The sequence below is a fragment of the Micromonospora citrea genome (assembly GCF_049629545.1).
In the GTDB taxonomy this organism is placed as follows: Bacteria; Actinomycetota; Actinomycetes; order Mycobacteriales; family Micromonosporaceae; genus Micromonospora; species Micromonospora citrea_A.
The window spans coordinates 14,457-37,352 of record NZ_JBNADX010000021.1; the positions used below are offsets into that span (position 1 = coordinate 14,457).

A 22,896-nucleotide genomic window follows, 5' to 3' on the forward strand; every position below is an offset into this window, starting at 1 on the left:
ACATCGTGTCGACTGGAGAGCAGCGCGTGATCATTACCGGTTGGCGGTCGGACGCTCTTTCCGCGGCGAACGGGTCGTGTCGACGTGAGTCATGAGAGGCCCGGCCTCGCCGGCGCACGATACTTCTTCCTCAGCTACGTCCCCCCGCCGACGCAGAACGACCGCACACTCGGCGACCACTGGGTCCGTCGCTTCTACCACGATCTCAACCTGGCCATCGACGGGCGACCGGGCGCCCGGCTGCGCCGGCCGGGCTTCGCCGACTTCACCGTACGCCCGCCTGAGGACCGGGCGGAACAGAAGCGCACGGCGCTCGCCGAGGCCGAGGTGTTCGTCCCGCTCTACTCGCCGGACTACCTCAACCGGGATGACTCGCGCCGGGAACGGGAGTGGTTCCGGCAGCGGCTGCTGCGGGCCGGTCGTCCGGCCGACGGGGACAACATCCTCCCGGTCCTGTGGACCCCGTCGCCCGCGGCCGTCCACGCGCCCGACCAGGCCCGGGCGCTGGCGATGGCCGCCGACGTGGACGCCTACGCCGCCAACGGCATGAGCGCGCTCTGCCGGCTGCAGATATTCCAGAAGGCCTACAAGGAGGTCCTGGGCCGGCTGGCCCAGCACATCGTCGACACCGCCGAGCAGACCCCGCTGCAACCGGCCGAGCCGCCGTCCGGGCCGACCGACGTGCCGTCGACCCCCACCAGCGAGGTGCCCTTCCTGGCCGTGGTCATCGCCCCCGAGCAGCCACCTGCCCCGGCACGGCTCAACGGGCGGCCCGACACACGCGCCGACCGGTGGCGGCCGTTCCGCGACCGACCGCCGGTCGTCGACGACGTGGCCGACGCGGTCCAGCGGCTGCGAATGCCGATCGACGTCCGGGACTTCGTGCCGGACGCCGGCCTGTTCCGGGGCCGTCCGGGCGTACTCATGATCGACCCACAGGTGGTCGAGACCGAGGACGGCACGGAGGCCGTCCGCGCGGCCGTCGACTGCCTGCACAGCTGGGTGGGCGTCGTGGTGATCACCGACGACTCCGTCCCCGGTCGCCACTCCCGGCGCACGGCGCTGCTCGATCGGGCGGTGGCGATGTTTCCCGCGACGGCACGCCCACTGACGGTCACCACGTACGACGACTGGCGGGCCGGGATCCACGGCTTGGTCGACCGGATGCGACGCCGCTACCTGGACACCAGACCGGCCTACCCGCCGCCGGGACGCCCGATCAGCAAGCCCCGGCTCTGGGAGAACCCGCCGCCCGACGAAGGAGTGGACCCATGACCCGACACGAGGGACAGGTCATCACGTTCTACTCCTACAAGGGCGGCACCGGCCGCACCATGGCGCTGGCCAATGTGGCCTGGATCCTCGCCGCCAACGGCAAGCGGGTCCTGGCCGTCGACTGGGACCTCGAGTCACCCGGGCTGTCGCGCTTCTTCGCGCCGTTCATCGACCACGACGCGCTGGAGAGCACCGGCGGGGTGATCGATCTGATCCGGGAGTACGAGTGGGCGACCACCACCGAGCAGGACAAGGGCGACGACCGCTGGCACGAGCAGTACGCCCGCGTGCACAAGTACTCGTTCTCGCTGAACTGGTCCAACTTCCCGGGTGACGGGACGCTCGACTTCCTCTCCGCCGGCCAGCAGAACAACGACTACGCCGGCGCGCTCGCCGGGATGAACTGGGACGAGTTCTACGAGCGGCAGGGCGGCGGCCACTTCTTCGACGCCCTGCGCGCCGACATGAAGCGCCACTACGACTACGTCCTGATCGACAGCCGCACCGGTTTCTCCGACGTCGCCGACATCTGCACCATCCAACTGCCGGACGTGCTCGTCACCTGCTTCACCCTCAGCGAACAGGGCATCACCGGGGCGGCCAAGGTGGCCCGGCTGGTCGAGCACCGCTACGGCTCGCGGCGGATCCGGGTACTGCCCGTGCCCATGCGGATCGACCCCGCGGAGAAGGTCAAGGCGGACACCGGACGGGCCGTGGCCCGGCAGCGTTTCAGCGGCCTGCCGAGCGGGATGAGCGAGGCCGAGCGCGACCGGTACTGGGCCCGGACGCAGGTGCCCTACCAGGCCTTCTACGCGTACGAGGAGCTACTGGCCACCTTCGCCGACCAGCCCGGCGTCAACGGCTCGCTGCTGTCGGCGTACGAGGTCCTGGCCCGTGAGATCACCCGGGGCGAGGTGGAGTCGCTGCCCCCGATGAGCAGCGCCGTGCGCGAGCGGGTCGTCACCCGGTTCACCCGCACCTCCACGTCGGTGGAGAACGAGATTCTGCTCCGGCACGCCCCCTACGACCGGGTGTGGGCGGAGTGGATCGGCCATCTGCTCGTGTCGGTCGACGTACGGGTGACCGACCCGTGGTTCGCCGACGACGAGGCGCCCCCCACGGCCCGGGAGCTGATCATCGTCTCCGAGGCCAACGCCACCGAGGAGGCCGTGCTCGCGGCGCCGGACCGGTCGCCCGACCAGGTGCCGTTGGTCGTCTACGTCGCGGACGTCCGGCGGCTCGCCAACGTCCCGACCGCGCAGACCGCCTCGGTGGCCGGGTTGGAGGCGCGGACGGCGGCCGCGCGGATCCTGCGCCTCGTCGGCCGGGAGTCGGTGGCGGCCGACGTCGAGCTGCCCACCGGACCCCGGTTCCCCGGCCGCGACAACACCGTCTTCGAGGTGCCGGGCCGCAACAAGCGCTTCACCGGCCGGGAGGAAGACCTGCGGGAGCTGCGTACGCTGCTGCGCAGCAGCCCGAAGGTGGTGCTGGCCGGCACCGGCCCGGTGGCGTTGCAGGGCATGGGCGGCATCGGCAAGAGCCAACTGGCGCTGGAGTACGCCCACCGCTACCGCGCCGCCTACGACATGGTGTGGTGGATCGACGCCGATCAGGTGCCCTTCATCGAGTCCGCGATCGGTGACCTGGCGCCCTACCTGGGCGTACCCTCGTCGGACTCCAACCGGGAGAACGCCCGGCTGGTGCTCCAGGCGCTGCGTCACACCGATCTCCGGTGGCTGCTCATCCTGGACAACGCCGACGAGGTCGAGGGCGTCCTGCCGTACGTGCCGGACGGCAAGGGCCACGTCCTGATCACATCCCGGAACCTGCAGTGGGTCGAGCGGGCCACCACCGTGCAGGTCGACGTGTTCAAGCGGGCGGAGAGCATCCAGCACCTCACCGAGCGGGTGCCGAACATGCGGGCCGACCAGGCCGACAAGATCGCCTCCCTGCTGGGTGACCTGCCGATCGCGGTCACCGCCGCGGCTGCCTGGCTGGCCGACACCGGACACTCGGTCGACAGCTACCTCGCCGAGATCGCCCGCTTCGGTCCGGGCGTGGTGATGGAGCCGAACAGCAACGTCTCGGTGGAGGCCACCTGGGAACTGTCCCTCAACCACCTGCGGACCAGGAACCCGGCGGCCTACCGGGTGCTGCAACTCTGCTCGGTCTTCGCTCCGGAGATCTCGGCCGACCTGGTCTACAGCAACGAGTTCGCCGAGGCGCTGGTCCCGTTCCACCCCCAGGCGAAGGAACGACTGGTCCGCCAGCAGTTGGTGCAGCAGGCGAACCGGCTCGCCCTGGTCCGCGTCGACCTGCGGGCCGAGAACCCGTCGGGTGGCGAACGGGGCCGGGGCGGCCTGGTGCTCATGCATCGCCTGCTGCAGCACGCCGTCCGGTCCCGGATGACGGAGGAGGAACTCGACGAGGCGCGCCGGCAGGTCCACCTCGTGCTTGCCGCAGCCCGGCCGGAGGGCGAGGTCGACGACCCCAAGGGGTGGCCCCGGTTCCGGGTCATCTGGCCGCATCTGGAGGCGTCGAAGGCGCCGCTCAGCCGGAAGGTGGAGGTGCGGGCGCTGATGATCGACCGGGTCCGCTACCTGCAGTTGCGGGGCGACCTGGAGACCGGCCGGAGGATCGGGCAGGAGGTCGCCCGGACCTGGGAGCAGATGCTGGCGGAGGAGACCGACGTGCGGGCGCGGGACGACCTGCGCCGGCAGTTGCTGCACCTGCAGTTCCACCTCGCCAACATCCTCGCCTTCCTCGGGCAGTTCACCCGGTCCCGGGCGCTCGACGAGGAGGTGCTCTCGGCCCAGCGGGAACTGCTCGGCGAGGACCACCCGCACACCCTGATGACCGCGGGCGGGCTGGCGCGCGACCTGCGCGGCATGGGCATGTACAGCGAGGCGCTGCGCCTCGACGAGATCACCTTCAACGCCTGGAAGCGGAACTTCCCCGAGGACCACCCGCGTACCCTCGCTGCCCTCAACAACCTCGCCAGCACCCAACGCCTGATGGGCGACTTCCGGGAGGCCCGCACGAACGACGAGATGGTGCTGTCCGGGCGGCGCGCCACCCTGGGCGAGAGCCACCCGGACACCCTCGCCTCCTCCGCCTACGTCGGTATCGACATGCGCGACGCCGGCGACTACGAGCAGTCGGTCGCCCGGCTGAGGAGCGTCCACCGGGACCTGCTGCACACGGCGGGAGCCGAACATCTGATAACCCTGCGTACCCAGACGAACCTGGCGGTGTCGCTGCGCGCGGCCGGGCACGCGGTCGAGGCGGGCAAACTCCTCGAAGCCGCCTACGAACTGCTCAACGAGCGGTTCGGGCCGGACAATCCGGAGACCCTGACCTGCCGGCTGAGCCTGTCGATCAACCTACTCACCGTCGATCTCTTCCAGCGCGCCAGTCGGGAACTCACCGAGGTGCACCGCATCTACCAGCGCAATCTCGGCCCCGAGCACCCGTTGACCCTGGTCTGCCTGCTCAACCTGGCCATGGTCGCCCGCCGCGCCGGAGACTTCGTCGAGGCCCGACAGCTCGCCGGCCGCTCGGCGGACGCGCTCGCCACCGTGCTGGGCAGCGACCACCCGTACCCGCTCTCCGGCTGGATGAACCAGGGCATCTGCATCGCCGAGCAGCCAGACCCGCCGGAAGGTCGGCAGGCGGCGGACCGGGAGGCACTCGGCCTGTTGCGGCGCGCTCACGACAGCCTCGCCCACATGCTCGGCCCGGACCACCCCAACGCGCTGCGCTGCCGGGCGAACCTGGTGCTGATGCAGGAGCGGGTGGAGTCCGACCGGCGGGCAGAGGTCAAGGCGGTCACCCGTAAGCTCGCCGAACGGCTGGGCGAGACCCATCCGGCGGTCGAGGCCGTACGCCAGAACCGGTTCCAACGGCGTATCATCGACCCGCATCCGATCTGACCGGGGCCCGCTCCGACGGGCGGGTCAGCCAGGCGAGCATCTCCGGCAGCACCTCGACCGCGCCGAAGTGCGCGCTGCGCCGCTGCACGTGCAGCTGCGCGTCGGGGATCTGCTCGGCCAGCCACCGGGTGTGACTGGCCGGGGCGAAGTTGTCGTCGGCGCCGTGCCACAGCCGTACCGGCATCCGGATCTCCGTCAACGTGATGCCCCAGTCGGCCCGCAACGCGAGGACGTCGTCGATCCAGCCGTCCGGCCCTCGGCGCAGCGCCTCGGCGTAGGCGTCGGTCAGCTGCCGGCGGATCGGCACACCGGCCACCACCCGGCGGTCGGCCTCGGTCATCTGCTCGACCAGCAACGAGAGCAACGAGCCGGGGTCGTCGATCGTCCGCTCGGCCCGCAGGCGCAACTGTTCGGCGAGCACCAGCACGTCGTGCTCGGCGGTGCCGTAGTCACGGACGTTGGCCTCCGTCATGCCGCCGAACCAGTCCAGTCCGGCCGCGCCGGCCGGGGCGAGACCGACCAGGACCGCGGTGCGTCGTACCCGCTCCGGCAGCAGAGCCGCGCAGGCCAGGGCGTGTGGGCCGCCACCGGAGCGGCCGACCACCGAGAACTCGTCGATGCCCAGGTCGTCGGCGATCGCCGCGATGTCGGCGGCGGCGTCGGCGATCCGGCGCCCCGGCAGCCGGCTGGATCCGCCGTAGCCCGGCCGGTCGTAGGAGATCAGCCGGACGCCGAGCCGGTAGAGCACACTCGACCGCGGTCGGGGCCCGTTGCGGCTGCCCGGCGTGCCGTGCATCAGGAACACCGGCCAGCCGCGCTCCGCGCCGGCGATGTCGACGGCCAGGCTTCTGCCTGCGGCCCGGACGACATGCTCGCGATGCTTGGACGGAGGTGACAACCGGGCCTCCGGACGGGTGGTGACGGCTCGGGTGGCGCCCCGGCCGAGCGTGCGCTCAGACCGCATCGGCGGCCGGGCCACGGTCGGTCGCCGCGAGGACCCGCAGCGCTTCGAGAGCGGCCGTCAACGTGGCCTTCGCGGGCACCCGGCCGTGTGCCCTCAGATAGTCGAGGAGCAGCCGGCAAAGGCTCGTCTCGTCGAGGAACTCGTCCGGTAGCCGGTGCGCGAGCAGGTCGGCCATCGTCCCGGGTGGAATCTTCCGCCACGCGAGGTCGGCGTACTCGCTCAACGCCATCAACAGCCACAGCGCGGTACGGTTGTCGACCCGCGCGGCGGCGAACTGCGCAGCCATCTCGGCCGAGACCACGCCGTCCTCCAAGGGAAGCTCGGCGAGCCGTCCTTCGATGTCGGCGAGCACCGTCCGCACCCGGGGCACGTACCGCCCCGGCAGCCGGTCGAGCCCGTGCCGGAGGATGAGCGCGTGCAGCACGGCATGGTCCTCCGGCGTGCCGATCGAGTCGAGCAGCTCGGGAAACTCGTCGATCAGGTACGGGCACGAGATGATCAGCTCGGGTGGCGCGGTCACGGATCTGGGCAGCCGGGTCAGCGCCACCCGGGTCAGCCCGCAGACCACCTCGCGGGGCAACTGCGCGCCGTCCTCGGCGAGGCATTCCAGCAGCACCGTGGCACTCGTACTGGACACCGCCTCCGGACATTCGACGGCACGCTCCCACAGCCGCCGATAGCTCCGCTCGTCGTACAGGATGAGCTGGTGCAACGACGGCACCGGCCAGCGCCGGGTGGCCAGCGACACCAGGTCGGCGTGGAACCGTCCGGCCTCGAAGCTGTCCGGCTGCCGGCCGCGCCACGTCCTCGCGCCGGCCTGCAACTGACCGTACGTGGTGATGTCGCCGAGCAGCCGGGCCTCCTCGGCGGCCACGCTCACCGTCTCCCCTCGGCGTTCGCGCCGTCGTTCGGCGGTGATGCGGCCGTCGGCGTCCCGCCTCAGCCAGCTGATCATCGCCAGCTGGCCCTTCTCGTCCAGACCTGCCCGCCACAGCCGTACGGTGGAGACCCAGGTCTCGTCGTCCATCAGGTCGGTGTGCGACACGCCGTCGGCGGACACCAGCGCGGCCAACGCGACCAGGTTGGCGGTGTAGGCGGCGAGCAGCCGCACCGGGTCGTACGGGGACGGTCGGTAACCGTCCACCCCCGCGAGGTTGCCCCGCTGCCGTGCCTCGGCCAGCAGGTCAGCGATCGTGTCGACGATCGCGGCGCGCTCCTCCGGATGCCGGGAGCTGAGTTCCTTGGCGAACCCGACCACCGCCTCCCGCTTGACCAGGGGCTGGTGGGAGAGCAGCGCGCGGAACTGGCCGGTGTCCAGCTGATAGCCGAAGCCGGCCGGGGTACGCGCACGCCGGCGCAGCTCGGCCAACTCCCGGAGCGACCCGATGACGTACTCGGCGATCAGGAAGTCGCCGATGGTCGTGTGCAGGAACTCGTACGTGCGGCGGGCGTCCTCGCCCTGCAGGTCGTCCGGGCCGTACACCACGAAGAAGGCGGCGGTGACCAACTGCTCCGGCCCGAGCACGTCGCCGAGTTCGAACCGGGAACCGTCGCCGGCGCCGGTGCCGAAGCAGTCCAGGTCGGCGCGGAGCGCGGCCCGGTTCACCAGCTCCCGGTTGCGGTTGAACATGGCGAACGCGGTGATGGCCAGGTCGCGCCGCAGCCGGTGTTCGCGGGCCTCCCGTTCGTGCTGCGGGAGGGTGCTCGGTCTCTTCTCGCCGATCTGCCGACGGATGAAGGCGGTGAGCAGGCCGGTGAACAGGTCGGACCGGGAGATGCCGAGGTCGGGACGCCGGTCGACTCGGTGTTCGTCGTAGTAGATCGCCAGCAGGGTGAGCAGCAGCGGCTGGCGGGCCAGCTCGCCGTGCGACAGCAGGTCCCGGGCCGACAGCCGGCGGTAGCCGGAGCGGTCCTCGTTGGCGCTGTTGACGGCCGCCACCCAGGTCGTCACCTGGTCGTCGGTCAGATCCTCGAGGCGGACCAGCACCGTGCCCTGCGGCACGCTGGCGCGGTCCATCACCAGCACCCGCGAGGTGATGATCGGGATGACCGAGTAGCCCAGGTCCCACTGGGCCTCCTGGAACTCGGCCACCCGGTCGATGTAATGGGAGTGGGCCGTACCGGTGGCCTGGACGAGTTCGTCGAACCCGTCGAAGATGACCACCACGGTGGTGGTGCTCGTGGCCCGGCGCAGGTCCGCCCACCGGATGCGCTCGTCCATCAGCTGCTCGATCGCGGACTCGATCTGCTCCGTCGGCGCGGTGTCTGCGGACATCCGGCGCAGCGGCACGACGATCGCGGTGAACCGGTTCACCGGCAGCCGAGCCGCGATGACCCTGGTCAGCAGCGTCTTGCCGGCACCCGGCTGGCCCAGGACCAGCAACGGACGGTGCAGGCTCGCCGGGTCGGTCAGGTAGTCGGAGAGGAAGCCGACGAGGTCACCGCTACGCGGCTGCTCCTCCCACCAGCGCTCCCGCTCCGGCGCGGCGTGCTTGCCGTACTCGGCGACCCGGAAGTCGGGGCTGATGAAGCCACGTTCCACGGTCGGCAGCCGCAAGTGGAAGTTGATGTCCTTGATCCTCAGCAGCGGTTGCCGGAACACCGCGGTCAGCGACCCGGCGAGCCGGTCGAGGGACTCGCGGAGCAGGTCGGGACGGTCGGCCGGGGGCGGCCCGGCCAGCCCCGCCAGATTGCGGTACAGCTCCGCCAGCGCGTCCAACCGCTCCGCGACCTCGACGGTCAGCTTCCGGTTGTCGATCAGGTTGTGCTCGATCGCCTGCCGGATCATGCGGAACCCGAACTCCGGAAGGTCCGCGGCGAGCCGGTCGAAGCGGTCCTCGTAGTGCCACATGCTGCGGGCGACGACCCGGGACCGCAACGAGGTGAGGTCGAGTCCGCGCCGCACCGCCGGCCAGGCTGCGAGGCCGTCGCAGAAGGCGATGGTGGCGTCGTAGAGGGTGACGTAGGCCGCCTCGACGTCTCGGCGGGTGTCGTCCATGCCATGGACCGAGGACGGCAGCGGGAAGTACCCGGTGTCGATCTCCTGCGGCAGGGTGTGCTGACGACGGTCGGCCGGCACCATGGCGACCTTCTCCGCGTCGGTCAGTTCCAGCCGGTCGAAGCCCGGCCCCACCTCGTCCCGGAATCCGTCGAAGAACGCGGAGAGGGCCAGCACCGTGTGGCTGGCCTCCAGCAGCTCGTAGTACGACTTGCCGCCGGACGACCGGATGCGGCCGGCCTGGTTGCCGGTGGCGTCGCGGACGAGCTGCATGAGCGCGTTCTTCGGACCGAGCAGGGCGAGCGCCGCACCGTGGGAGAGCGCCCCGGCCCCCAGGATCCCCGCATTGACGACCTTGTCGGTCTCGGCGATGCGCGCGCTGCCCGGAGCCAGCAGTCGTAGCGCATCTCGATAGCTGAGGCTCGAACGGCGCGGCATGCCGCCCCTTCCGCTGCTGGCGATCGGATCCCTTGAGGATACGGACTCGCAGTGACGTAAAGCTATCGATTCATCACCGGCCCGGCGACCTCGCGACGGCTAGCCGCTCATCTGTTTGATTCAACGCTGAATGCGCGCAAGGCGTTGAAGGTGGTCATTTCATGACTTCGGCTCGCCCAGGAGTGGCGTGCCTCTTCCGGTCTGCGGGACCGAACCAGGATCGGGTTCAGTCGGGTGAGCCCTCCGGGGGAAGCTCGTTGGTGCGTGGCCGCCGCCAGGCCGTCTCGTACGCTTCGTGCGCCGTCCGTTCCTCCAGCACCGCGGCGCGCAGCGCGTGCCGGGAGCCGGCGAACAGGAACGCCTCCGCGGCGACCATCGCGACCTGGGCCGCCGTGATGACGGCCAGCGCCACCAGGACCGGCAGGTGCACGGCCAACGGCGTGAACGCCGCCAGGACCACCACCACACCCACCCTGGTCCAGGAGACAGTGCGCAGGGTCCGCAGCTGGAACAGCAGACTGCCGAGCAGGTAGCAGGCGACGCCCCCGCAGAGCAGCGCCATTCCCGGGCCCCGCAACGGCTCGCCCAACCCGATGTCACCGCTCAGCTGGTGCAGCAACTCCTCGCCGCCGAGCGCGAAGAGAACAATCCCGACAAGCAGGATCAAATAGAGGTCGTGGTATGCGTCCCGGACCATCCGGGTCCGGGCCTCGCCGTGGGTGCCGTGCAGGGCGAGGCGGGCGGCGGGCGCGACCAGGTCGAAGTGGGCCCACCAGAGGCAGGAGACGCCGATGATGCCCATCGTGGCCGCCATCAGCATCGGCCAGGTGATGGGGCCGCCGACCACGTCGCTGCCCACACCGATCGAGATCAGTGACTCGCCGAGGGCGATCATGAGGATGAGGTCGTATCGCTCGCTCCAGTGCTCGGCGGAGACGACCACCCAACCCCTGGTCCCGGTCAGCAGGGGAACCACGTACTGGCCGATCACCAGGGCGATCCAGAGCGCCACCCGCAACAGCGCACCGTCGTGTGGGTCGTCCAGCAGTGGCGGTACGAGGGCGGCCGCGAAGAGCAGCGCGACACTGCCCGTCAACTCGAAGAAGTAGAGACGGATCTGCCCCACCTCACGGCGGTCGTGCCGAATCGAATACCAGTAGACCCCCAGGTGCACGAGGCGGATCACCAGGTAACTCCAGGCGATCAGGAACGGACCGGAGATCCCCTCGACAGGTTCCCGGAACGCCTGAGGGCTGGCCAGCGCGAAGGCGTAGAGCGCCACGATGGCCAGCACCATGACCACCGGCACGAAGCCCTCACCGAGGCGAATCCGATTGGCGACCAGGCTGTGGATGACCCAGCACCACCAGAGCACGGCCAGGAGCAGCACGGCGTGCAGCAGGCCCCGCCCGGAGAGGTCGGCGGCGGTGGCCCGGGCGATGATGAAGAAGGAGAAGACGTAGACCAGGTCGAAGTAGATCTCGAACCGTTCCACCCGGGCACCGGGCGCCACCTGGACGATCGGTCCCAGGCGCCGCTCCCATCCGCCCTTCACCCGGCGAGTCTGCCAGCGGAACACGTGCCAGGGTCCAGGAACACCGAAATCGGCCAGGTCGGTGCCGGTAGTTGGCCGGGGGCGAAGGCCGCACCGCGACGCGGCCTCCGCCCCGTGGGTTCACCGCGAGCGCGTCGTCCGACCGGTGCCGTAGCCCATCTCGAGCACCACCGGGCTTCTCGATGTCATCCCGCCGGGACATCCTTGACGAACACGATGCCGTCGGTGTCGGCCACGTGGGCCGGATCGAGCGGCGAGTAACCGAACCACGGGGACACCCGGGCGGCGGGAGTCATGGTGGCGAGGGCGGTGGCCAGTCGGCGGGGGTCGACGACGTACCGGTCCTCCGGCAGCGCGTACAGCACCCCCTCGACGGTGTCCGGGGGTGGGGCGTCCACGCCATGGTGGCGGATCGTGCCGAGGGCGGTGGCGAGGAAGGCGTACCCGTCGCCCAGGTGGGCGCTCACGATCGCACCGGCGCTCCACCACTGAAGCGGCAGGCCGCCCATCCGCGTCGTGCTCTTGTTCCGCTGGAGGTGGCCGTTGTGCGCGGCCACCAACGCCGGGCCCCGTTCGGCGATGGCGAACAGGTTGGCGGCCATCATCGAGTCCCGCAGGGCCAGCAGCCGCGCCATGCGACCCGATGACGGGTCGGCCATCCAGAAGTGGTAGCGCAGCAGCCCGGTGGCGGTGCGTCCGTACAGGCGCGCCCGGGCCCAGTCGTCGGGCGACGACGCCGCGAGCAGCTGCGGTATCTGCGCGTCGAGCAGCGTCACCAGATCGTCGGCGAGTAGCCGCAGCTGCTGGGCCTCGGGGGTCCGCCCCACGGACCGGGACGGGTCCAGCATCGCGGCGGGGTTCGCCCAGCGGTCGTCGGCGCCGAGCAGGCGGTCGAGCGTATCGGCGGCGCACGGGAGCAGGTCGACGTCGGCCCAGGCGGTGAGGTAGGTGTGCAGTGCCGTGAGGGCCTGCCGCGGGCTCGCGGCGCCGGTGATCTCCAGCGGGCCGTCGAACCCGGCGAAGCGCAGCCGCTCGGACGCGGGCCGGCCGTCGTTGTACGCACGCATCCAGCGCACCAGCTCGCGGTTGCCCGGGAAGGCGCCCCACTGGTGGCTGAAGCCGCGCTCCACGACCTCGTCGAGGGTGCCCGTGCCGGACGTGACGTAGTCGTCCACGACAAGGCCCATGAGGCAGTCGCTCTCGATCGCGATCGTCCGGTAGCCCTCCTGCTCGACGAGCTGCCGGAAGAGTTCGTTGCGGACGTCGAGCAGGACGTCCTCGCCATGGGTGGGCTCGCCCAGGGCGAGCAGCCGCGGCCGCGTCGGGAACAACCGCATGACGGTCGCGGCCTCGACCGGATGGGCGATGTCCTTGGTAGCAGCAATCATTCCCTCAACGGTATCGTTGAACCTACGGTTGAAACTTTTCCGCGATGTTGGCAGGGCTGTGAAGCGAAACCCTCAAGCTGGCGAACGGCTCAGGCCGGTCGACCTGGCGCGTGGGCACGGCCTGTCCACGCAGGCGATCCGGAACTACGAGGCAGCCGGCATCCTGCCGGGCGCCGCACGCACCCCACACGGTTACCGCACCTACACGCCGCAGCACGCCCGAGCCCTGCGCGCGTTCCTCGCGCTCGTGCCCGGACACGGCCACCGGACAGCCACCTCGATCATGCAGGCGGTCAACCGGGACGCGACCGAGGACGCGCTCCGGCTCATCGACGAGAGCCACGCCCAACTTCTCGACGACCGCCGCACCCTCCAGGCCGTCGAAGCCGCGCTTCGCGACCTCGATCCCGTACCGCGGGAGCGCGGTGACACGTTCGTCGGCCCCCTGTCGCGGCGGCTCGGCATCCGCCCGGCCACCCTGCGCAAGTGGGAACGTGCCGGCCTGGTCCAGCCGCGCCGCGACCCGCGGACGGGCTACCGGGTCTACAGCGCGGCCGACGTCCGCGACGCCCTGCTGGCCCACCAACTCAGACGCGGTGGCTATCTGCTGGAGCAGATCGCCCCGCTGATCGCCCAGGTCCGCTCCGCCGGAGGCATCGTGCCGCTGGAGTCGATGCTGCACGACTGGCGTGCCCGCCTCTCGGCCCGCAGCCGCGCCATGCTCACCGGCGCCGCCGCCCTGGACGCCTACCTCGACCACCGCCCTGCTCCACCCGGATGACGAACAGCCTGCTGGCCTCGAAGCCCCGCCGAGGCCCGGCAGTTCACGGCCAGCGGCGCCTCCCACCCGCTGGCGACCTGCGCCGCGCCGATGATCCATCCCTCGCCCGGTCGGGCGGGCGCGCACCGTGGAGGGGGACCGGAGCCCCTGGGGGAACGGCGTCAGGCTCGCCCTTCGTCCGACGCGGTGGTCGAGACTCTCGGCGGACGTGACGGTCGCGCCGGCCATCGCGGCCCTGCCCTGCGCCTCGTCGACCGCACGACGGAGCGGGTCGGTGTCGGCGGCGAGCCGGACGTCGTTGACGTAGCGGCATTCGGCGACGTTTCCTGGCCGCGGACCTCGGGCACGGTCGGCCACGCCCCGGTGGTCGCCGGGCGGCCGGGCTGACGCCTGTCGGCGAGGGCTGTCCAGGTGGTGGCGGACGGCCCGGTCGGTGACCACGTCGGCGAAGGTTTCGGGTCGGTCGGCTCGCGGGCCTGCTCGAGGTGAAGGGGCCGGCGAGTCGGCGCGATCAGCCTGGTTGGTCCTGAGCGCGGTCGTCGGACTGGCCGTTCCGCCCGGGGGTGAGGGCGCCATCTGCGGTGGCGGGCTGCAGACAGACGGTCACGGTGGCGGTGACCCCGTCGGGGCGGCGGGTGAGGATGAGTCCGCCGGCGAGTTGGTGCGCCAGCCACAGCCCACGCCCACCAGCGGTGTCGACCTCGGACAGTCGCACCGGCAGGTTCGCCGGCGACTGTCCCTGGTCGACGATCTCACAGATGAGAACGTCCTGGTGGCGACGCAGTTCCAGGTGTCCCTGGCCGCCGCCGTGGCGAACGGCGTTGGTCACCAGTTCGTGCACGGCGAGGACGAAGTCGTAACCGTCGTCGCCGATCAGTCCCACGGCGGTGACGTGGGCGTGCAGAGCATGTCGCAGCGTGGTGACCGTCGCTTCGGTGAAGTCCTGCGACAGCAGCGGCACACCGTCAGCTGCAGGAGCCGACGTCGGATCGCCCGGGTCGGCGGTGTCGTCGGTCACCCCCGCAGGCTACCTGCTCCGGGCAACTCCGCGACCCTTGCGGGAGCGCAAGTATCTGCAGGTCACGGCAAGGTATCGCTGCCCGGGGACTGACCATCGCGGCCGGCTGGTTGCGACCACCGCCCGGCGGCCCGCATCGATGTGGCAACGCGTCACGGCGACCACCGCCGTTCCATCCGCCATGGCCGCGGCACCGGTGGGGTCACGCGACCGTGACGGGTAGATCGGCCAGGCGCCATTCGAGCATCCCGTCGGCCAGCCGGGTCGCGGTGCGACCGCGGGCCGCGAGGAGTCGGACGGCGTCGTGGGCGAGCACGCAGTAGGCGCCCCGGCAGTACGCGACGATGTGCCCGTCGTCGGGTAGCTCGGCGAGCCTGTCGGCCAGTTCGTCGATCGGGATGCTGACCGCGCCGGGAATGTGCCCGGCGGCGTACTCCTCGCGGGGCCGCACGTCGAGCACGGTGACGAGGCTTGTCCTGGTGAGCTGCCGCAGTTCCTCGCGGGTGACCGGCTGGCCGCCGTCCTCACCCAGATAGGCCAGCCGGGCTGCCTGCACGTCGGGCAGATGCGACTGGGCCACGTCGCGCAGGTGGGCGAACAACTCCGCCACATCCCGGCCGGCGAGGCGGTAGAGGATGCGGGTGCCGTCGCGGCGGGTGGCGACCAGGTTCGCCTGGCGCAGTGTCTGCAGGTGGGCGGACGCGGTGGTCAGTCCCAGGTCGGCCGACGCCGCGAGGGACGCCACGTCACGTTCACCCTGGGCGAGCAGGTCCAGCAGTTCGAGCCGTTTGCCCGAGGCGAGGGCCTTGCCGACCCGGGCGAACTGCTCGAACAGCGCCGTCTTCTGGTTCCGGTCACCCACGCCAATCCTCCAAAGTTCTGTGGAATAGTGTAGGAGATGGTGACGCCGACTGCTACCGCCGGGCCGGAGGACGCGATGGAACTGCCGGACCACTTGACCCCGCTGCCGCACGCCGGCACCGATCCGGACCCGGATCGATGAGCGGCGCGAGCATCGCCACGCCGATCCGGTTGGGGCTGCGTGCCAACCTGCCCCAGTTCGTCCTGCTGGTGGCGGTCAATGCCCTCGTCGGGGCGATGGTCGGTCAGGAACGTATGGTCGTGCCGCTGCTGGCCGAGCAGGTCTTCGCCGTCGGCGCGTTCACCGCCTCGTTGACGTTCATCATCGTGTTCGGCTTCACCAAGGCGTTCACCAACCTCGCCGCCGGCAGCCTCTCCGACCGCTACGGCCGCAAACCGGTCCTGATCGCCGGCTGGCTGATCGGCCTACCGGTGCCGCTGCTGCTGATCTGGGCGCCCTCCTGGGGCTGGGTGATCGCGGCGAACGTCCTGCTCGGCGTGAACCAGGGCCTGACCTGGTCCACCACCATCGTCATGAAGATCGACCTCGCCGGTCCGGCCCGCCGCGGACTGGCCATGGGGTTCAACGAGGCCGCCGGCTACCTCGCCGTGGCCACCATGGGCTGGGCCACCGGCGCGCTGGCCGCCGCGCACGGGCTGCGGCCCGCCCCGTTCCTGCTCGGCGTCGCCGTGGCCGCCCTCGGCCTCGGCCTGTCCACCGTCCTCGTCCGCGAGACCCACCAGCACGCCCGGTACGAAGCCGCCCACCACGTGTCACGCGAAGGCAGCCACGGCCGCGGCGTCACCAGCCGGGAGATCTTCACCCTCACCAGTTTCCGGGAGAAGGCACTGTCGGCCGCGAGTCAGGCCGGCATGGTCAACAACCTGAACGACGGCCTCGCCTGGGGTCTGTACCCGGTCCTGTTCGCCACGTCCGGGCTCGGTCTGACCCGCATCGGTGTGCTGATCGCGCTCTACCCGGCGGTGTGGGGCCTGGGCCAGATGGCCACCGGCGCCCTGTCCGACCGGTGGGGCCGCAAATGGCTCATCACGGCCGGCATGCTCACCCAGGCGATCGGCATCGCGCTGGTCGCCGCCGGCACCGGCTTCACGGTGTGGGCGGTCGCCGCCGTGCTCATGGGCGCCGGCACCGCCCTGGTGTACCCCACCCTCCTCGCGGTCATCGGCGACGTCGCCCATCCGGCCTGGCGGGCCCGCGCCGTCGGTGTCTACCGCCTGTGGCGCGACTCCGGCTACGCCATCGGCGCCCTGGTCGCCGGGATCACCGCCGACCTGCTCGGCCTGCGCGCCGCCGTCTGGGTCGTCGCCGTGATCACCGCCGCGTCCGGCCTCGTCGTCGCGGTGCGCATGTACGAGACCCGCACCGCCGAGAGCTCGAGAGTCGGGCACGCCTCGGAGTAGCGGTAACGGTAGAGGTTCCGGTCGCGGAAGACCCAACCGAGCCGTTCCTCTTCGACGTAGAGGAAGTCCAGGTAAGGCGATTCGCGCACGGAATCGGTCATCATCCACCCCGGCTGGTCGAATTGCAGCTCGAATCAGCATCCCGATTGGATGGACCGATATCCATAGCAGTCAGGACACGATCGGTCGGCATCGATCGCCGACTCACGGACGCGCGACTCAGGTGCTGGTAGGACCGGCTACCTTGGCAGCCCGCTCGGCGCAGCGCCGAGCGCCGCCCGCATCGTTCGGGAGAGCCTTCCGCCCCTCCGAAAACAGCGAAGGCAAGGAGACTGTCCACTCCTTGCCACCTCTAACATATAGCAGTTCAGGGGGCTTGCCGCAAGCCCCGGATCGTGATGCAGAATCTCCAGCCGGAGCCAGAAGCTGCGGAATCCGGGATTCGCGAAATACGTGCGCATTCGCGGGAGTGCGGGCACCCGGCGAAAGATGCCGACGAAAGTACACGCCGCAGCTGGCCGAGGTGCAACCTTGTCGAACGGGGGTCTTCATGATTGACGTCGTCATCGCCGGCGGCGGACCGACCGGCTTGATGCTGGCCGGCGAATTGCGGCTGCACGGTGTGCACGTGATCGTGCTGGAGAAGGAGACGGAGCCGACCAGGTACGTCCGCGCGCTCGGCCTGCACGCGCGCAGCGTCGAGGTGATGGACCAGCGCGGCCTGCTGGAGCGGTTCCTCGCGCACGGCCAGAAATACGCCGTCGGTGGCTTCTTCGCCGGCATCGAGAAGCCCTGGCCCGACCGGCTGGACACCGCGCACTCCTACATCCTCGGCATCCCGCAGACCATCACCGACCGGCTGCTGGCCGAACGCGCCACCGAACTCGACGCCGAGATCCGGCGCGGCTGCGAACTGGTCGGGCTGCGCCAGGACGAGACCGGGGTGACCGCCGAGCTGGCCGACGGCACGCAGCTTCGCTCCCGCTACCTCGTCGGCTGCGACGGCGGCCGCAGCACGGTGCGCAGACTGCTGGGCGTCGGGTTCCCCGGCGAGCCCACCAGGGTCGAGACGCTGCTGGGCGAGATGGAGCTCGCCGTGGCACCGGAGACACTGGCCGCCGTGGTGACCGAGGTCCGCAGGACCCAGAAGCGGTTCGGCGCCGGGCCGCTCGGCAACGGGGTGTACCGCGTCGTCGTGCCCGCAGAGGGGGTGGCCGAGGACCGCACGGTCCCGCCGACCCTCGACGAGTTCAAGCAACAGCTGCGTGCGACCGCCGGCACCGACCTCGGTGCGCACTCACCGCGCTGGCTCTCCCGCTTCGGCGACGCCACCCGGCTGGCCGAGCGCTATCGCAGCGGCCGGGTGCTGCTGGCCGGCGACGCGGCGCACATCCACCCGCCGACCGGCGGGCAGGGCCTCAACCTCGGCATCCAGGACGCGTTCAACCTCGGCTGGAAACTGGCCGCCGAGGTCAACGGCTGGGCACCGGAAGGGCTGCTGGACAGCTACCACACCGAACGCCGCCCGGTGGCCGCCGACGTGCTGGACAACACCCGCGCACAGATCCAGCTGATGTCCACCGAACCGGGACCCCAGGCGGTACGCCGCCTGCTGTCGGAACTGATGGACTTCGAGAACGTGAACCGGCACCTCATCGAGAAGATCACCGCGATCGGAATCCGCTACGACTTCGGCGAGGGGCACGACCTGCTCGGCCGGCGGATGCGCGACGTGCGGCTGAAGCGGGGGCGCCTCTACGAACTGACACACGGCGGGCGCGGACTGCTGCTCGACCAGACGGGCCGGCTCTCGGCGGCCGGGTGGGCGGATCGGGTCGACCACGTCGTCGACGTCAGCGAGGAATTGGACGTGCCCGCCGCGCTGTTGCGCCCCGACGGCCACGTGGCGTGGGTCGGTGACGACCAGCAGGACCTGCTCCACCAGTTGCCCCGGTGGTTCGGCGCCCCCGTCGCCTGAACCGCCCCGGCCGCCACGGGGCGGACCGTCGTGACGGGGACGTGGACCACGGATCATCCGGTCTGTCACGCCGAGCCGTCCCCGATCCAGCGATGGCCAGGACACCGGGCAGACCGTGGTGGCGCCGCGCGACGACGTCAGCGGAATTTCAGTGCCCGATCAGCGGCGCACGTTACGTTCCGTCGGCCCATGACGGGCGCGCCGTCGGGCACCACCTGTGTTTCACCGCAGACGACACGGGCCCGGCCGTCCCGTCGAGGTCGACGAGGGTCTGACGCGATCCTGCCCGGCGTGGGCGAGACGGGCGTGCCACGGTCCCGGCGCGCCCGTCTCGCCCACCCCGCAGCGAGGAGCAGCGTGAGAATCATCCTGGCAATGGGTACGACGGCGGTCACCCTGGCCGCAGCCGTACTGGTCGGCGGTCCGTCCCCGGCGGCGCCGCCCGACGGCACCGGAGGTCGGGTCGGCGACCGGTCGGCCCGACCGGCGCCGACGGCGCCCGCCCCCAGCCCCGACACCGGTCAGTACGCGCCCCAGCGGGCGAAGCCGTACCGGCCCGTCGCGCCGGACCGCAAGGCCGAACGGCCGAAGGCGACCGCACCCGACTTCGGGCCGCACGAGAAGATCGTCCGCGCCTACCACCGCGGCCAACTGTCCCGTGACGACACGGTGCGGTACGCGACGATGTCGCTCGATTCCCCGAGTTCGGTGCCCGCGCGCCTGCGTCCGAGCGGCGCCGTCGAGAACCCGGCGACGTACCTGACGTACCTGTCGATGCTGTCCGCGGGCGCGGCGCCGGCCGCGTCGCGCACCGTCACACCGACGCTCACCGCGCCGGCCGCCGCAGCCGCCGGCTACGACGACTGCGCGGCCGACGACTACGAGTACCTGGACGTCACCTACAAGTGCCGGGCCTCCGCCGGCGAGTTCCTCATCCTCTACAACGTCAGCAGCGGCAGCCAACCGGGTGTCCCGCCGGTGTACAACCCCAACGGACGGCCGGAGGCCGTGCAGCACATGCTGAACTCGCTGTCGATCGCGGCCGGCGAGTACCGGGACATGGGGTATCCCCTGCCGGTGCGCGAGGACAAGCCGTACGTGCTCGTGTACGGCGTGGACAGCCTGCTCGGGCAGCAGAACCGCGCCCCGTTCGTGCTGCCGTTCGGCCTGAACCAGCAGCCGACGATCCTGGTGCCGACCAGCGCGACCGACTGGGACTACATGCCCCGGCACGAGCTGTTCCACGTCATGCAGTACCAGTACTGGGACCAGTCCGCCGTCGCCGTGGACTTCCTGTGGAACTGGGTCGGCGGCAAGGAGTTCGGCTCGATGAACTGGTGGATGGAGGCGACCGCCGAGTGGGCGGCCCACCAGACGTACGTCCGCACCGGCGGATGGAGCCCGCTCGGCGAGGACGACCTCTATGCCCGCAACGTCTCCGACGTGCTGCGCAAACCCGGGCAGGCGCTCAACTCGTGGGGCGGGCTCGGTGGCGGTCCACAGTACGGCTCGTTCCTGCTGCCCACGTACCTCACCGAGCGGACCGACGGGGCCTTCGTGCGGCACACCTGGGAGAGCGTCCGCGACCACGACCACCTGCCGATCGAGGCGATCCGTTCCGCGGTCGAGGGCTACAGCATGAACTTCAAGCACATGCTGCTGGGGTACCACATCGCCAACTACCGGCTGGCGACGGCGAACTCCGCTCCCCTGCCGGCCCCGCCGGGCAGCTGGGACCTCTACGGCTACCGGGACTCCGACGCCACCCTGTGGCGGTCGAACCTGTACGGCTACACCGAGACCGACGACGACGGGCTGGGCGACGCCCGGCCGGCGCGCAAGAAGCACGTCGTCGCCGCCGGCTCGCACACCGAGTACCACGACATCCTGCGCAAGGGCGGCGCGGTCTACCACGACTTCTGGGCCAAGGCGCAGTCCGGCGACCCGGCGTGCGGGTACTGCTCCACCCTGCTGGTGGACACCACCAAGGACCCGAACCGCAGCTCCGCCGTCATCGTGTGGTCGCCCCAGGGCAGCGCCGGCAGCCTGGCGGAGTACCCGACCATCGGATCGGTGGTGTACCTCGACGCCGGCGGGCTCATCACGGTGCCGAACTTCGCCTACCCGATGGTGGCCACGCTGGTGACCACCTGGACCGAGCTGGACATCCACTCGCAGGACGCGGGTGACTCCCCCAGGACGTTCGACACCTACATGGAGACCACGGTGCCGTTGAAGGAGCGGCAGTGCGCGCTGCGCGCCCCCACCGTCACCAGCCTCTCGTTGAACGTCGCCCCCGAGTCGACGTTCAACTCGTACGCGGCCAGCACGCCCGACGGCTGGACCGGCGGCGACTCCACCTACTCGGTGAAGTTGCCGGACGGACGCATCATCTGGCTGTTCTCCGACACCTGGCTCGGTCCGCTCAACGACGACGGCACCCGACCGACGAGCGCGCCACTGGTCAACAACACCTTCGTGGTGCAGAACGGCACCAGCCTGACGACGTACCAGGGCGGGACGGTCTGGGTGCCCCGGCCCATCATGGCCCCGACATCCTCGTCCACCTGGTACTGGGTCGGCGACGGGCACCTCTCCGGCGGCCGGCTGCAAGTGGTGTACCAGGAGTACCTGAAGTTCGGCCCCGGCGGGTGGGACTTCCGGTTCAACCGCAACGTCGTGGCCGACTTCGACCTGGGCAACCTGCAGGCCCCGGTCCAGGTCCGTGACCTGCCCTCGGCCAGCGGAGTGGCGTGGGGCTCGGCGCTGCTGCCGGCCAGCCGCAGCGGTGACGGCTACACCTACATCTACGGCGTCGACGACTCGCCCACCCACAAGCAGATGCGCATCGCCCGGGTCCAGGGCTCGGACCTCGGCTCCGGCACCTGGCAGTACTACACGCCGTGGGGCTGGACGTTCCGGGAGCAGAACGCGCGCAACACGCTCACCGGCATCGCGAACGAGTACAGCGTGACGCCGTGGAACGGGCAGTATCTGCTGCTCAGTCAGGACAGCACGGAGGCGTTCAGCGGCCGGATCATGGCGTACACGTCGTGCTCGCCGTTCGGGCCGTTCACCAACCGCACCCAGGTCTACCGGATGCCCGAACCGGGCCCGTACGGCAGCTACTGGGACGGCGACATCATCGCGTACAACGCGCACGTCCACGCGTCGCTGAGTTCCGGCGACACGTTCGTCGCCTCGTACAACGTCAACAGCATGGACACCACGGTGGGACCCGACGGGGACCATTACCGCGACCCGGGGATCTACCGCCCCCGGTTCTTCCGGTTCACCCTCGGATAGCACAACAGCGGTGTGGCGGCGCGGCAACTGCGGCGGCGTCGCCACACCGGCACCCTGCCGCGACGACCGGTCGGCATCGTGCGGCGAGGCCGACAGCGGCGCCCGGCACGGGCACCACGGTCGGCGGCATTTCAGCGCGTTCTCACCCGTCGGCGATACGGTCCCTGCGATCCCGGCGCAGGCCGGTCTCCTGTTCGGGCACCGACGGACTCGCGTGGTCTCCGGCCCACGGGCGTAGGGAGGTTCCTCCGTCCCCCGCGCAAGGGAGAGGACCGCTCCCGCGGGGGAGGCGGGGTCCCGGCAGGAAGCGGAGGCTGAGGACATGATCAAGAGAACTTTGACGGTCAGTGCCGGATGGTCGATGGCGACCATCGGCGTCCTGCACACCGCAGTCTTCCTGCCCCACCCCTACTGGGGCGGGTGGCTGGCCGGCGGGCTGCGCTCGGGCGAGGGCGGTGACGCGTCCCTGTCGGTGTTCTGGGCGCTGCCCGGCAGCTTCGTCGTCCCCCTCGTCCTGCTCGGCCTTCTGGTGGTGCGGCTGGGGCGGCGCGGTGAGCGGGTGCCCGGCTACGCCGGCTGGGCGCTGGGCGGCTGGGCAGCCGGGTGCGTACTGCTCATCGGTCCCAGCGGCTTCCTGCTGGGCTTCGTCCCGGCCGGGCTGCTCATCGCCGAGGACGTGCTGGCACGTCGCAGGGGTGAGGGGCGGGGCGTGACGGCGCGGGTGGCCGGGCGGGAGGAGGACGCGCGGCCACGGAGTTGATCGACGCCGGGTCCTCGGGCGGCGCGGATCGCCCGGCGGACCTGGCGGAGCTGAGCGGTCGTGCCCCCGTCGGCGGTGGCGCACCGACACGTCCTACTCGTAGGTTCCCAGGCTATGAGCCGGTCGAGCAGACGTCGGTCGCCGTCGAGCTTCAGGGAGCCCACCGGAATGCGGCCGTAGAGGGCCAGGACCAGCTCACTGGCCGCGCCCCGGGCGGAGG

At 70.9% G+C, this 22,896-nt stretch carries 13 protein-coding genes; 7 read left to right on the forward strand and 6 right to left on the reverse strand.

The window, feature by feature from the left end; all coding sequences use genetic code 11:
- The first annotated feature begins 84 nt into the window (after positions 1-84).
- Entirely contained in the window at positions 85-1,275 is a 1,191-nt protein-coding gene (locus tag ACPFP2_RS21350; RefSeq protein ID WP_424090942.1) for a TIR-like protein FxsC, read from the forward strand.
- Positions 1,272-5,207, forward strand: a complete 3,936-nt coding sequence (gene fxsT / locus ACPFP2_RS21355; RefSeq protein WP_424090943.1) for an FxSxx-COOH system tetratricopeptide repeat protein — start codon at positions 1,272-1,274, stop codon at positions 5,205-5,207. Before ACPFP2_RS21350 ends, fxsT begins: the two co-directional genes overlap by 4 nt.
- On the opposite strand, the gene ACPFP2_RS21360 is transcribed toward fxsT, so the two are convergent.
- From ACPFP2_RS21360 to ACPFP2_RS21375, 4 genes are all read right to left on the reverse strand, one after another.
- A complete protein-coding gene (locus tag ACPFP2_RS21360; RefSeq protein WP_424090944.1) occupies positions 5,185-6,171 on the reverse strand; it encodes an alpha/beta fold hydrolase in 987 nt (328 codons plus the stop codon). The genes fxsT and ACPFP2_RS21360 overlap by 23 nt on opposite strands.
- The gene (locus ACPFP2_RS21365) at positions 6,161-9,607 is read right to left on the reverse strand and encodes an NACHT domain-containing protein (protein WP_424090945.1); all 3,447 of its coding nucleotides are present in this window, start codon (positions 9,605-9,607) and stop codon (positions 6,161-6,163) included. The genes ACPFP2_RS21360 and ACPFP2_RS21365 overlap by 11 nt, the downstream gene beginning before the upstream one ends.
- Positions 9,608-9,833: 226 nt before the next feature.
- Positions 9,834-11,162 carry a low temperature requirement protein A gene (locus tag ACPFP2_RS21370; protein WP_424090946.1) on the reverse strand — a complete coding sequence of 443 codons (1,329 nt, stop codon included), beginning with the start codon at positions 11,160-11,162 and terminating at the stop codon, positions 9,834-9,836.
- A 185-nt stretch (positions 11,163-11,347) separates the two neighbouring features.
- The gene (locus ACPFP2_RS21375; RefSeq protein ID WP_424090947.1) at positions 11,348-12,550 is read right to left on the reverse strand and encodes an erythromycin esterase family protein; all 1,203 of its coding nucleotides are present in this window, start codon (positions 12,548-12,550) and stop codon (positions 11,348-11,350) included.
- A 58-nt stretch (positions 12,551-12,608) separates the two neighbouring features.
- Between ACPFP2_RS21375 and ACPFP2_RS21380 the strand changes: the two genes are divergently transcribed.
- The gene (locus ACPFP2_RS21380; protein ID WP_424090948.1) at positions 12,609-13,331 is read left to right on the forward strand and encodes a TioE family transcriptional regulator; all 723 of its coding nucleotides are present in this window, start codon (positions 12,609-12,611) and stop codon (positions 13,329-13,331) included.
- 511 nt (positions 13,332-13,842) lie between these two features.
- Here ACPFP2_RS21380 and ACPFP2_RS21385 read toward each other — a convergent pair.
- Positions 13,843-14,349 (reverse strand): ATP-binding protein, encoded by a 507-nt coding sequence (locus tag ACPFP2_RS21385; protein WP_424090949.1) that lies wholly within the window; start codon positions 14,347-14,349, stop codon positions 13,843-13,845.
- 202 nt (positions 14,350-14,551) lie between these two features.
- Complete coding sequence (locus tag ACPFP2_RS21390; protein WP_424090950.1) at positions 14,552-15,211, reverse strand: ArsR/SmtB family transcription factor; 660 nt, start codon at positions 15,209-15,211, stop codon at positions 14,552-14,554.
- 137 nt (positions 15,212-15,348) lie between these two features.
- On the opposite strand from ACPFP2_RS21390, the gene ACPFP2_RS21395 reads away from it, so the two are divergent.
- The 4 genes from ACPFP2_RS21395 to ACPFP2_RS21410 all read left to right on the forward strand — a co-directional run bounded on the left by ACPFP2_RS21395 (position 15,349) and on the right by ACPFP2_RS21410 (position 22,676).
- Positions 15,349-16,632: an MFS transporter gene (locus ACPFP2_RS21395; protein WP_424090951.1), complete on the forward strand. Its 1,284-nt coding sequence runs from the start codon at positions 15,349-15,351 to the stop codon at positions 16,630-16,632.
- A 550-nt stretch (positions 16,633-17,182) separates the two neighbouring features.
- Complete coding sequence (gene rox / locus ACPFP2_RS21400) at positions 17,183-18,610, forward strand: rifampin monooxygenase (RefSeq protein ID WP_424090952.1); 1,428 nt, start codon at positions 17,183-17,185, stop codon at positions 18,608-18,610.
- Between the two features lie 357 nt (positions 18,611-18,967).
- Positions 18,968-21,916: a hypothetical protein gene (locus ACPFP2_RS21405; RefSeq protein WP_424090953.1), complete on the forward strand. Its 2,949-nt coding sequence runs from the start codon at positions 18,968-18,970 to the stop codon at positions 21,914-21,916.
- A 322-nt stretch (positions 21,917-22,238) separates the two neighbouring features.
- Positions 22,239-22,676: a hypothetical protein gene (locus tag ACPFP2_RS21410; RefSeq protein ID WP_424090954.1), complete on the forward strand. Its 438-nt coding sequence runs from the start codon at positions 22,239-22,241 to the stop codon at positions 22,674-22,676.
- The last annotated feature ends 220 nt before the right edge of the window (positions 22,677-22,896 follow it).